General features: G+C 54.0%; 13 protein-coding genes. 9 read left to right on the top strand and 4 right to left on the bottom strand.

Going from position 1 to position 12351, the window contains the following annotated elements:
* Positions 1–102: 102 nt before the first annotated feature.
* From IEY39_RS09175 to IEY39_RS09155, 5 genes are all read left to right on the top strand, one after another.
* Positions 103–1092, top strand: a complete 990-nt coding sequence (locus IEY39_RS09175; protein WP_188930772.1) for a 2-hydroxyacid dehydrogenase — start codon at positions 103–105, stop codon at positions 1090–1092.
* A gap of 111 nt (positions 1093–1203) precedes the next feature.
* On the top strand, positions 1204–2613 hold the full coding sequence (locus tag IEY39_RS09170; protein ID WP_188930770.1) for a cytochrome P460 family protein: 1410 nt from the start codon (positions 1204–1206) through the stop codon (positions 2611–2613).
* A 3-nt stretch (positions 2614–2616) separates the two neighbouring features.
* On the top strand, positions 2617–3513 hold the full coding sequence (locus tag IEY39_RS09165; protein ID WP_188930767.1) for a LysR family transcriptional regulator: 897 nt from the start codon (positions 2617–2619) through the stop codon (positions 3511–3513).
* Between the two features lie 87 nt (positions 3514–3600).
* Positions 3601–4566: a YeiH family protein gene (locus tag IEY39_RS09160; RefSeq protein ID WP_188930765.1), complete on the top strand. Its 966-nt coding sequence runs from the start codon at positions 3601–3603 to the stop codon at positions 4564–4566.
* A gap of 71 nt (positions 4567–4637) precedes the next feature.
* Positions 4638–6017, top strand: a complete 1380-nt coding sequence (locus IEY39_RS09155; protein ID WP_188930763.1) for a hypothetical protein — start codon at positions 4638–4640, stop codon at positions 6015–6017.
* A 79-nt stretch (positions 6018–6096) separates the two neighbouring features.
* On the opposite strand, the gene ahcY is transcribed toward IEY39_RS09155, so the two are convergent.
* Positions 6097–7422, bottom strand: a complete 1326-nt coding sequence (ahcY, locus tag IEY39_RS09150) for an adenosylhomocysteinase (RefSeq protein WP_188930761.1) — start codon at positions 7420–7422, stop codon at positions 6097–6099.
* 120 nt (positions 7423–7542) lie between these two features.
* On the opposite strand from ahcY, the gene IEY39_RS09145 reads away from it, so the two are divergent.
* The 4 genes from IEY39_RS09145 (at position 7543) to IEY39_RS09130 (ending at position 9961) form a co-directional block, all read left to right on the top strand.
* Positions 7543–8040 carry an Lrp/AsnC family transcriptional regulator gene (locus IEY39_RS09145; protein ID WP_188930758.1) on the top strand — a complete coding sequence of 166 codons (498 nt, stop codon included), beginning with the start codon at positions 7543–7545 and terminating at the stop codon, positions 8038–8040.
* A 101-nt stretch (positions 8041–8141) separates the two neighbouring features.
* Positions 8142–8954 (top strand): hypothetical protein, encoded by an 813-nt coding sequence (locus IEY39_RS09140; RefSeq protein ID WP_188930756.1) that lies wholly within the window; start codon positions 8142–8144, stop codon positions 8952–8954.
* Between the two features lie 189 nt (positions 8955–9143).
* Positions 9144–9446: a phosphoribosylpyrophosphate synthetase gene (locus IEY39_RS09135; protein ID WP_188930754.1), complete on the top strand. Its 303-nt coding sequence runs from the start codon at positions 9144–9146 to the stop codon at positions 9444–9446.
* The gene (locus IEY39_RS09130; RefSeq protein WP_229688837.1) at positions 9443–9961 is read left to right on the top strand and encodes a GNAT family N-acetyltransferase; all 519 of its coding nucleotides are present in this window, start codon (positions 9443–9445) and stop codon (positions 9959–9961) included. The genes IEY39_RS09135 and IEY39_RS09130 overlap by 4 nt, the downstream gene beginning before the upstream one ends.
* 30 nt (positions 9962–9991) lie before the next feature.
* Here the strand turns inward: IEY39_RS09130 and IEY39_RS09125 are convergent, their stop codons facing one another.
* The 3 genes from IEY39_RS09125 to dapF are packed head-to-tail and all read right to left on the bottom strand — an operon-like array spanning position 9992 to position 12181.
* The gene (locus IEY39_RS09125; RefSeq protein ID WP_188930753.1) at positions 9992–10450 is read right to left on the bottom strand and encodes an NUDIX domain-containing protein; all 459 of its coding nucleotides are present in this window, start codon (positions 10448–10450) and stop codon (positions 9992–9994) included.
* Between the two features lies 1 nt (position 10451).
* Positions 10452–11390: a magnesium transporter CorA family protein gene (locus tag IEY39_RS09120; RefSeq protein WP_188930751.1), complete on the bottom strand. Its 939-nt coding sequence runs from the start codon at positions 11388–11390 to the stop codon at positions 10452–10454.
* A complete protein-coding gene (gene dapF, locus IEY39_RS09115; RefSeq protein ID WP_229688836.1) occupies positions 11387–12181 on the bottom strand; it encodes a diaminopimelate epimerase in 795 nt (264 codons plus the stop codon). The genes IEY39_RS09120 and dapF overlap by 4 nt, the downstream gene beginning before the upstream one ends.
* Between the last annotated feature and the right edge of the window lie 170 nt (positions 12182–12351).

Here is a 12351-nt window from a genome sequence, read left to right as displayed (position 1 = left end):
CTTTTAAGTTTTTGTAAATGTTGTTGTTCAATTAATAGACCGGGACGGGGAGGCGGGGTTTATTAATGAAATGCTAATGTCTTTTTCATTAATTTAGGTGCTATGCGACAAAAGATCCTTATCACGCGGCCGCTATTCCCGGATGTTGTAGACCGGTTGCGGCAATATTTCGATGTTACTGTTAATGACGGAGAGCGATATACTTCCGAGCAGCTGCATGCGGCGTTGCAGGATATGGATGGCGTCATGGTAGCCGGGGGTGAGAAGATAGACGATTCCGTTGTCCGTGGTTTGCCCCGCCTGAAAGCCCTCTGTGTTTCTGCGGCGGGATATAACAATGTGGATGTTGCGGCGCTGACGCGGGCGGGTATCATCGGTACGAATTCACCCGGGCCGGCCGATGAAACGGTAGCGGATTTTACCTGGGGACTAATGATCGCTACGGCCCGACGGCTGGTGGAAGCGGCGCATTGGTTACAGCAGGGGCAGTGGAAGGGCAGTGCGGGGAGCCGCTGGTTTGGGGCCAATCTTTGTGACAAGACCCTTGGCATTATGGGGATGGGGCGCATCGGCCAGGCCATTGCCCGCCGGGCTATCGGGTTCAGGATGAAGGCGGTATATCATAACCGACGCCGGCTGGACCCTGCGATCGAAGCAGAGTGCCGGGCGGAATACCGGAGCAAGGAGGCATTGTTGGGCGAGGCCGATTTTATCGTCCTTGCAATGCCGTATACGCCTGAGAATTATCATCTTATCGGGGCTGGGGAGCTGGGGCTGATGCGCTCCTCCGCCATGCTCTTCAATATCGCCCGCGGCGGGCTTATCGATGAGGCGGCCCTGGCATTGGCGCTGAAGGAGAACAGGATCGCCGGCGTCGGGCTGGATGTCTTCGAAGGCGAGCCGGCCGTATATCCGGGGCTGATGGGTCTGCCCAATGCGGTGCTTACCCCGCATATAGCCGGGGGGACGGCGGAGGCGCAGCATGGTCTTGCGAGTCTGGCTGCGGATAACCTGATCGCTGCACTTGGGCTTGGGCCGCAGGCGGGCAGGCCACCGTCGGTGTTCAATCCGGAGGTGCTGTCCGGACGGTGAGCTTTCACCGAGCGATTTGGCCGATTGGGCGACGGATGATCCCCGATCGGCTATTGGGGGATGGGGGATAATGGTAAGCCAATAATTTGCACCGCATTAAAAGCATATCAGATGAAACCAGTTCGCCCGTTTTGGAAGAAGGTGAGGATAATCCTGCTTATTTGTTTAGCCATTTTTATTGCGATACAGCTGATCCGGCCGCCGCTGGATCATCCACCGGTGACTGCCGATCTGCAGGCGCCACCGGAAGTCAAGGCCATTCTCAAGCGGGCCTGTTATGATTGTCATTCGAATGAGACCCGGCTTGCCTGGTTTGATCAGCCGGCGCCGGCCTATTGGTTTGTGGTCAGTGATGTGAAGGAGGGCCGGGAGGCGTTGAATTTTTCCCGATTCGACAGCCTGCCCAAGGCGCAGCAGGCGGCTAAGCTGTTCGAGTGCATCATGCAGGTGGAGCAAGGGGGTATGCCATTGGCCCAGTATACGGCTTTGCATCATGGCAGGGTGATAAGCGCCGGAGAACTGGCGGTGTTGAAGCAATATGCGCTTTCGCTGGGGTATCACCCGACGGTGGATACGTCGCGGCGGCGGGCTGCGGCGGAGCAGTATGCACAATGGGTGGCTTCCGCGGGTGCGGCGAAGGGTACGGGAGGCGGAGGCGCGGATGCGGCGGGTGTGAAAGTCGACGCGGCAGCAGTGAAGGACGAATATAACGGCATTGGCTATGTGTCACTTGCGGGGTTTGCCAACTGGCGGGCTGTTTCTACGACCGAGCGGTATGACAACGGGACACTGCGGCTTATCCTTGCCAATGATGTTGCCGTAAAAGCTATCCGGGAGGGTCATGGCTACCCCTGGCCGGACGGCGCTGTATTCGCCAAGGTGGCCTGGGACCAGCTGCCGGATTCGTCGGGAGAGATACATGCCGGGGCGTTTAAGCAGGTGGAGTTTATGGTCAGGGACCACCAGCTGTTTTCCTCATCCTTTGGCTGGGGGTGGGCCCGCTGGGTCGGGGGGCTTGCCCTTAAGCCTTATGGGAAAGATGCTTCTTTTGTAAGCGAATGTGTCAACTGTCACCGGCCATTGGGTAAGACCGATCATACCTTCACCTTTCCGCTGGCCGATACGCTCTCGCTTTATGACCAGGCGGCATATTTGCCGGACAGTGTGGACAAACATCCGTTGATGGGGAAGGTGATCACGACGATGGTCAATCCGCGGGAAGGAACGATGTCAACCCTCTATGGCAACGATCTGGCAGTGAAGGCTGCCCGGAGTGGTCAGGCTTCCTATCCCGGAGCATTCTATGCACTTGTGACCTGGTCGCAGCGGGATGACCCTCATTGGTTTGGCGGAAGGATACCAAAGGCGTTGGTGAAGGTGGAAACGGTGGATTATACCCCCGGGGGAGAGGTTCACTGGAGCAGTTATCAGGGGATGCCGTTGAAAAAGATGTCAGGGACGGCTATGGGTGCGGATCGCGTGCATTATATTGCGACTCTAAAGGCATCGGTTCTGCCATAGTCTATGACATTTGATTTTCGCTTACAGGTGTTTCATACCGTAGCCAAGCGGCTCAACTTTACCAAGGCGGCAAAGGAACTCTTCATCACCCAGCCTGCGGTGACGCGGCATATCCATGAACTGGAGCAGCATTTCAAAGTGAAGCTTTTCGAGCGCAACGGGACGCGTATCCGGCTGGCGCCGGCAGGCAAACGGCTGTTGCAGCATACCGAGACATTGTTTGCCGTGTACCGTAATCTCGAGTTCGATATGAGCAGCCTGACGCAGGGCCATAGCGGAAAGCTGATCCTGGGTGGAAGCATGACGGCGGCACCGTATATCATCCCGCCGATCCTGGCGGATTTTCATAGCCGGTATACAGCTATACAGGTGAGCATGGTGAGTGGAAATACGCAGCAGATCGAGCAGGCACTGGAGGGGGAGGAGATCGATCTGGGTATCGTGGAGGGGCATTCGCGGAATGCGGCAATCCGATATACCGATTTTATGAAAGATGAGATCGTGCTGGTGAGCAACCCCGGGCATCCGCTGGCCCGGCGGCAGTATATCAAGCCGGAGGAGCTGACGCGGATACCCCTGTTGTTACGGGAGCCCGGGTCGGGGACGCTGGAGGTGCTGGCGCACGCGTTGAAGGGGGTTGGGATAAAGTTGTCACAGTTGCAAAAGGAGATGCAATTGAACAGCACGGAGATGATCAAATCCTACCTGCTGCATGCGCCCTGTATGGCTTTCCTGTCTGTTCATGCGGTGACGAAGGAGCTACAAAATAATGAATGTGTGATCGTCGATGTGAAGGGGCTTTCCATCGAGCGAAACTTCTATTTTGCGCGGTTGCAGGGAGAGGCGCAGGCGCTGCCGGAGTTGTTTATGCGATTTGCGCTGCATTACCGGAAGCTCTGATAACTTTATGTTATCAGTCATTACGAATAGCAATTTCTTTTCGGCGGGTTTGAGATAGACCTTTGTGTCCAGGAAAATAGTAAATCTATGGACACGAGTAAGGTTCTTGACAGGCACATTTCTATCAGACAGATGGTCTTTGCGGTGGCGGTATTGTTTTGTCTTACCCCGCTGGTGACGCCGCCGCTGGCCCTTGTGCTGGGGCTGATCATCGCCCTTTTTGTCGGGCATCCTTTTTTACATCTGAATCATAAGGCGACGCATATCCTGCTGCAGGTGTCGGTGGTGGGGCTTGGGTTTGGCATGAATGCCGCTACCGCATTGAAGGCAGGACGCGAAGGGTTTTTGTTTACCGTGGTATCGATTGCTGGAACATTGGGTTTTGGGTTGTTGCTGGGGTTTTGGATGAAGATCGATAAAAAGACATCGCTGCTCATCTCCGGGGGGACGGCCATTTGTGGCGGGAGCGCCATTGCTGCGCTTGCCCCGGTGATCAGGGCGGAAGAGCGTCAGGTATCTGTGGCGCTGGGTGCGGTGTTTATCCTCAATTCTGTTGCACTGTTTGTATTCCCGGTGGTGGGGCATTGGCTGGGGTTGAGCCAGGCGCAGTTTGGGCTGTGGAGTGCGATAGCGATACACGACACCAGTAGTGTGGTAGGGGCTGCGGGGAGATATGGACCAGAGGCGTTGCAGATCGCTACGACGGTGAAGCTGGCGCGGGCGCTTTGGATCATCCCGGTGTCGCTGCTGGCGGCTTTGTTCTTTCGGGGCGGTGCGGCGCGCAAGGGTGGGGCGAAGGTGAAGGTTCCGTATTTTATCGGGTTGTTCGTGCTGGCCATCCTGTGGAATACCTGGGTGCCGATGCCGGCGGTGAGTCATGTGATCGTGGGGGCTTCGCATGCGGGGTTGACGCTGACGTTGTTTCTTATCGGGAGCGGCTTATCGAGACAGGTGCTTCGGCAGACGGGGGTGCGGCCGCTGGTGCAGGGAGTGATTGTGTGGGTGCTGATCGCGGGGGCGACGTTGTGGGCGGTGATGGGGTTGGCAGGTTAGGAATTTGCGGTTCTTGCATTAAATTTCTAACTTGACGCGGGTGACGATCACCGTAGAAAAACGCTTCCTATATGAGTAAATCTATCCTTTCCCTTTTGCCCCTTTTACTAGCCTTGTCCGTGTGTGCTCAGGAAAAATTTTACGAGGAACCTATCGGCTGGCGCGGGAAAAGCATCGAACTGCATACGATTTCCGACCGAGAGAAGTTGAATAGTTGTTTGTTTCTATGTAATGGCGACAGTGTCCGTGCATTTGTTTTGGACAGTAAACAGGCGGTTATTCAGCATTTTTATTTCAACCGGCTGCAATCCGAGCAGTTTTTAGGCGGGTTCATGAAGGGGGGTAAGGTCTATGCCTTCCTGCAGCCTACGGGCCCCAACACTAACCCTATCCTGCATGTATGGGTATTGGACATTGTCAAGGGCACGCATAGTGACTTTGTAGTGCTGTTTGACATGCGGCATGAAAGCGCGGTGGAAGAGATCAGCTGTGGGGATCGTTTTCTGTATTTTGCTGTCAACAAAAAAGAATCTCAATTTACTATTTATGATTTTGGTGAGGATCAGCGCATTGATACCTTGCACTATTCTTTTGAAAACGGGGTCTGGAAAGCGCTGACCGAGTATGACGGCAATTTCGGTCGCGATGTCACGGTCGTGAAGATCGACCCGGGCTTGCAGTTGAACCGGGATCTCGGGCATGTTCCCAATAAGCTGTATTGGATGCATGATACGCTGTTTCTCTTGATGAACAGTTGGCAGAAAGGCGTCACGGCGATCTTCAGCTTCGATGTGCAGACGAAGAAGGTGGGTCTCAGGAAGGTGATTCACAATGACATCCAGGAGACGCAACCGGGTAGGGCCAATTATACAGACAACTCTTTTCTGCTCGATGATAAATTGTTTTTTGTTTCGGCCGACGACCAAAAGATGGATTTGCAGGTGAGGGATTTCCATAGTGGCTCGTTGCTTCGCGAATATACCGCCAGATCATTCGGGGACAGCCTATTTATAAACACACCGATCGATTTGGACGGTCCTCTTTCCGGGAAGAAGTCACGGGAGCAACCAAAGCTATGGCAGCTACTCAAAATGATGTACGAGGGCAGTTCGGTGCTCATCGTCAGTCGCGAAGACAGCGGACGGATCGGGCTTACCATCGGGGCTTGGAAGGAGGAGACAACCTTGAGAAGGAGTGGGGGGCCCGGTTCGGCGCCGTTGTATAGCCGGTCAACCTCGATCGAGTCTTCGGGGTTTAAGCTGCTCATGGATTCTACTACCCTGGAGCATGTGCCAGGACCGGTGACGAGAGGTATTGGTGACCGGATAGTGGATTATAGAAAGAAGATCAGCATACCGCCGGCGGGGGAAAGTTTGTTTGAGAACGGCGGGAAATACGTGTATGCCTATTATGACCGGGACGAACATAAGATCGTCCTGACGAACTTTTAATTACGCTGCGATACCAGCTCTGTCAATAAAAAAGCCCGCTTCCTGTGAAGCGGGCTGTATGTTTGGTCGTGGGTGACGACTAGTAGCGATAGTGCTCGGGTTTGAAGGGGCCGGCCTTGGGGATGCCGAGATAGGCGGCCTGGGCGTCGGTGAGCTCGTCGAGTTCGACACCGATCTTGGCGAGATGGAGGCGGGCTACCTTCTCATCGAGGAGCTTGGGCAACACATAGACCTTGTTCTCGTATTTGCTGTGGTTGACCCACAGTTCGATCTGTGCGAGAGTCTGGTTGGAGAAGGAGTTGCTCATCACAAACGAGGGATGGCCGGTGGCGCAACCCAGGTTTACGAGGCGGCCTTCTGCCAGCACGATAACATCCTTGCCTTCGATATTGTAGACGTCGACCTGGGGCTTGATAGTATCCTTGGTATTACCGTAGTTCTTGTTGAGCCATGCCATATCGATCTCGATGTCGAAGTGGCCGATGTTACAAACGATAGCCTTGTCCTTCATGAGACGGAAGTGCTTTTCCGTGATGAGGTCGCGGCAGCCGGAAGCGGTGACGATGATGTCGGCTTCTTTTACGGCATCCACCATCTTCTTTACTTCAAAACCATCCATAGCAGCCTGAAGAGCGCAGATGGGGTCGATCTCTGTGACGATGACGCGGCAGCCTGCCCCCTTGAGGGATGCAGCAGAACCCTTGCCTACGTCGCCATAGCTACCTACAACGGCAACCTTACCAGCCATCATGACATCCGTTGCACGACGGATAGCATCGACGAGGGATTCCTTACAACCGTACTTGTTGTCGAATTTGGACTTGGTGACGGAATCATTGACGTTGATAGCAGGAATGGGGAGCGTGCCTTTTTCCATACGCTCGTACAAGCGGTGCACACCGGTGGTGGTCTCTTCGCTGAGGCCTTTGATATGCTGGACGAGTTCGGGATATTTGTCGAATACCATATTGGTGAGATCGCCGCCGTCATCGAGGATCATGTTGAGAGGACGATCGGTGCTGCCAAAGAACAGGGTTTGCTCGATGCACCAGTCGGCTTCTTCCAGGGTCTGACCTTTCCAGGCGAAGACTCCGACACCGGCAGCGGCGATAGCGGCAGCGGCCTGGTCCTGGGTGGAGAAGATGTTACAGGAAGACCAGCGTACTTCGGCGCCCAGTTCTACCAGGGTCTCGATGAGAACGGCAGTTTGGATGGTCATATGCAGGCAACCGGCAACGCGGGCTCCTTTGAGGGGCTTCTGCTTGCCATATTCCGCACGGATCGCCATCAGGCCCGGCATTTCCGCTTCGGCCAGACGGATCTCTTTCCGACCCCACTCGGCCAGACTCATATCTTTCACCTTATAAGGGAGCTTCAAATCGATGCTCTGAGTTTTCGTTGACATGGAATTCATTTTTATTTGTAACAAAGGTAAATTAGTAGAACAAAAATATAGCGATTGTTTATAAATTTGGAACAGAAATAGATTTTTTGACATTTTGTTAGAATAAAATACGGGCAATCCATGGAAAAAGACCTCCAAAAAGAAAAACCGGCTAATGGCCCGGTCGAGCTGGATGAGAAGGACAGGGCCATCCTGCGGCTGCTGCAGGAAAACGCCAAGATCACCGTCAGGGAGATAGCTGCCAAAGTTCATCTTAGCACCACTCCGGTGCATGAGCGGATCCGCCGGCTGGAGGAGACGGGCGTCATCCGGCAGTATGCGACGTTGCTGGATCATTCCAAGGTGAAGAAGGGGCTGCTGGCCATTTGTTATGTGTCGTTGAAGGAACACAACAAGAAAAGCGGAGCGAAGTTTATCAAGACGATGCAGGAGATGGGGGAGGTGCTGGAATGTTACATCATTTCCGGGGAGTTCGATTTCATGCTGAAGGTGGCGGTGGAGAGTATGGATGCGTATTATGATTTTCACGTCAACAAATTGGGCCAGGTGGAGAACATCGGCCATGTACAGAGTACGTTCGTGATGGGGGTAGTCAAACAATCCCACCAATTGATCTAACCACCGCAGTCGTTTACATACAAAATCAGGTAGTCTACATACATCCTCCCCGCGGCGGCTGGTGGGGTCATTATTTTCGCGGCAACACCAAACCTTTTATCATGAAGACATCTTTTTTCAACCTCCGGGGATATTGCTGCCTGGTGGTGTACCTCCTTTTACTTTTCGAGGCGTGTTCTAAAGCAGGTCCGGCAGGAGCTACCGGCGCCACCGGAGCAACAGGGGCTACGGGTGCAGCAGGCGCCGCCGGCGCGGCGGGTTCCCAGATCTACAATGGCTATGGCGCTCCGGCTGCGACACTGGGAAATATCGGGGACTATTATGTCGATGAGACCAGCGACATGGTATACGGACCAAAGACGGCTTCCGGCTGGGGTACGGGTGTCAGCCTGCGAGGCGCCCCAGGCCCGGCGGGTTCGGCTAATGTGATCTATTATAACTGGACAATCTTCATTGGGGACAGCTGGGTGAAGGATAGCGTCAGGCTGGTGAATGGGGATACCAGCTGGTCGCTGACGTATCCTATCAACGTGGGCGCTATCAGTGACAGTATCCTCAAGCGCGGCGTAGTGCTTGTTTATGTGCGGGACTCTTTGCCGGCCGGCTATCAGCCCTTCAACGGCAGCTGGCAGTTGCCAGCTACTTTTATACAGACGCATGTGGCATCCGGCGTTGCCTACAATGAAGACGTCAACCTTACGTCCATTCTTCAGCCTGGCGGCATCGTTTTCCAGCTGACCGATGCGCAGGCTGTTACCAATAAACCTGTGCCGCTTGCCAATTTTACTGTTGGCCCCGTGGTTTACGGGTATTATTACCGTGTCATCGTCATTCCCGGTGGGGTGCAGGGTACTGAAGACCCCAGGAAAATGACCTACGCCGCGGTTTGCAACAAATACGGAATTCAGCCATAGATCGCATACCCTTACCCGATGGTGCCGGCGGCAGCCGGCGCCTGCACCCGAATCGGACCCCGGGGAGTTGACAGGACAAACCGGGGCTCCCGGTGTGCAAGAACGCAGGGCGAATGTGACCGTAAGTTGTAAAATGATCGTAAATTGCAGGGATATTCCGTTTTGATAAAAATGATCAATCCCGAATGTATGTTCACTTATGACACGGTGGCCGAAGCCGTCAACGGGCTGAAACAAAGAGGATATAACATCGATTTTAATCTGGAGGCGGAGGGTGTCGCTTGTTCAGAGACACCGCTGTCCCTAAAGCCTGGGGATTTTGAGATCACCGAGTTCTACCGGTTTGAAGGGGATAGCGATCCGGCCGATGAGGCGATCGTCTACGCCATTGAATCGCGTAAGGGGGAGAAAGGGTTGCTGGTGACGGGATTTGGGATCAGCGCAGAAGGGCTTGGGGAGGAGATGATCGAGAAACTAAGGGTAAAACGATGATAATTGTCCGCGATGCCAGCGAGGCGGATCTGCCTGCGCTTTTAGCTATTTACAACCAGGTGATACTGCATACGACTGCTGTTTATACATACGAGCAACAGACGATGGAGGCGCGTGCGGCCTGGTATATGGATAAGATTGCCGCTCGCTATCCCGTGTTTATCGCGGAGGAAGAAGGGCGGGTGGTCGGTTTCAGCAGTTATGGTCCGTTTCGGGCGTGGCCTGCCTATAAGTATACTGTCGAAAATTCCGTTTATGTATCCGAAGACCAGCGGGGTAAGGGCATCGGCAAGTTGCTGATCCGGCCGCTGATAGAGTCTGCGAAGTCACAGGGATTTCATGCCATCATCGCGGGGATAGATGCGGCCAATGATGCGAGTCTCCGGCTGCATGCTTCCTTTGGATTCCAGGAAGTGGCGCATTTCAGGCAGGTGGGGTATAAGTTTGGCCGGTGGCTTGACCTGAAGTTTATGGAGCTATTGCTGGATACGCCGGCGAATCCCGTAGAAGGGTAGGGGTGCAACGACGCAGCGAGGGTGCTGCGGCTAATAGCGGGTCATCAGCAGCCGGGCGACTACCTTGTCGATGGGCAGGGTGACGCTTTCTTCACTGAATAAGGCCCGGTCGATGAAGCGAAAGGTTTCTGTTTCCTTTCGCTCGGCGTAGACGCGCATCTCGCGTTCGTCGAAGTCGAAGGGCTTTGTACGAAGCGGGGCTTTGATGGGTTCGAGGGCGCGAACGAAATAATAGACGCTGATGATCTGCTGTTGCGGATTAAAGGCGGACATCTGGAAGAAATCCGTGGTATACAGATGATCGCCGACGGCTACTTCGAGGTCCATCTCTTCTTTGAACTCTCTTTTCAGGCAATCCCTTGTTCCTTCGCCGAACTCCAGGCCGCCGCCGGGGAATTTTGTATAGTAATTTCCGCGGATGTATTCGTCGCTGACCAGGATTTCCTTGTTTTCACCCAATAGGATGCCGTATACTCTTAGATTTACCATATCAAAACCATTTCTTTTTCATAAAATACCAGCTGATTATGATGGATATCCCTATCGACAGCAGGATGGGGATATAAAAGGCATAATGTGAATCGGCATAGGGGATGGGGACGTTCATCCCATAGATGCCGGTGACGAGGGCGGGCAGGGAAAGGATGATGGTGATCGAGGTGAGTCTTTTCAGCACGCTGTTCATGTTATTGTTGATGATGCTGGCAAAGGCATCCAGCGTACTACTGAGGATGTTGGTATAGATATTGGCCATTTCCAGGGCCTGGGACATGTCCACGGCGAGGTCGTCGAGGAATTCCTTTTCTTCATCGTTGAGGCCGAGGAAGTCGGTCCGCGCCAGTTTGAGCAGGAGCATTTCGTTGCTGCGCAGGGCCGTGACGAAGTAGACCATGCTTTTCTGGATCTTCATTAATTCGAGCAGCTCTTCATTGCGATTGGAGGCATAGAGTTTCTGCTCCATGAGGTTGCGGCGCTGGTTTATCTCCTTCAGATATTCCATGTAGGTCTGGGTGATCTTCTCGAAGATCTTGAGGGCCATCATGTTCCTCTTGTCCGGGCTGCGGTTCTGGAAGGTGTTGAGGAATTTTTTTATAGCGCCGTTCTCGAAGGAGTTGACGGTGACGATTTGATTGTGGGTGAGGATGATGCAGATGGGAATTGTTATGTAGTATGCATCGCTTTCATTGAAAGAGTTGTTTTCCGTCGGGGTCTTGATGACGATGAGCTTTACGTTATCCTTTTCCTCGAAGCGGGCCCGTTCGTCGATGTCCAGGGAGTCGGTGAGGAAGTCGAGGGGGATGTCTAATTCGTCGGAAAGGTTGGTGAACTCCTGTTGTTTAAGGGGAGGAAGGATGTTGACCCAGGCGCCGTTTTCGGCGTGGTCGATCTCTACCGTTTGGTGGTTGACGTTCTTGAAGTATTGGATCATGAGTTAGCAGGTGGCTGGTTGTCGATGCTGCCTTGGAATACACGGATGGCGGGTCCGCAAAGCCAGACATCTTCGTAGGTGTCGTCTGCCGTTCGGTTGAACCGTACCGTGAGTTTGCCTCCTTTTGTGATGACCTTTACATAGTTTTTGCCTACTTCATTGTGATAGGACGCGAGGGCGCTGGCGGTGACACCTGTTCCGCAGGAGAGGGTCTCGTCTTCTACGCCTCTTTCATAGGTGCGGACGACGATCTCGTCGGGGCGACGCTGCTCTACGAAGTTGACGTTGACGCCATCTTTGGCGAAGTCGCTGCTATAGCGAATTTCCATGCCTTTGTGGAAGACGTCGAGTTCCATGACATCGGTGACCATTTTGACATAGTGGGGAGAGCCGGTGTCGAGAAGCAGGTCGCCGTGGAAGTCGTCGATCTTCAGGACGTCTTTCATTTTGAGATTGACGGTGCCGTCGGCGTCGATCTCGGCGAGGTGGGGCCCGTCGATGGCGATGAAGTTATATTGGGCTTTTTTGATGCCGAGGTCGTAGGCGAATTTTACGAGACAGCGGCCTCCGTTGCCGCACATGGTGCTTTCGCGGCCGTCGGAGTTGTAGTATTTCATTTCGAAGTCGTATCCAGTGTGGGGGTTGAGCAGCATGAGGCCGTCGGCGCCGATGCCGAAGCGGCGGTCGCAGAGGAATTTGATGCGATCGGTGGTCAGGGCGGTGTAGCTCCAGTTGCGGTTGTCCAGGATGATGAAGTCATTGCCGGTGCCCTGATATTTGAAAAAGTTCATTTGGTTCATTTCTGAGCGCAAAAATAGCTTATTCGGGTGAGTCTGCCTAGCGGCAGGGGTCGCCTAACGGCTAGGGGAGAGGTTGGCTTCGGAGAAGGGGTGGTTGCGGGCAGGCCGGAACACAGCGACGGCGTCCGAAGGACCGACATTGGCCCCGCCAGATTGCGAAG

The organism is Puia dinghuensis (assembly GCF_014642875.1).
Taxonomy (GTDB): domain Bacteria; phylum Bacteroidota; class Bacteroidia; order Chitinophagales; family Chitinophagaceae; genus Puia; species Puia dinghuensis.
The sequence above is the reverse complement of the archived record's forward strand: the minus strand, read 5'-3'. Positions and strand labels throughout refer to the sequence as shown.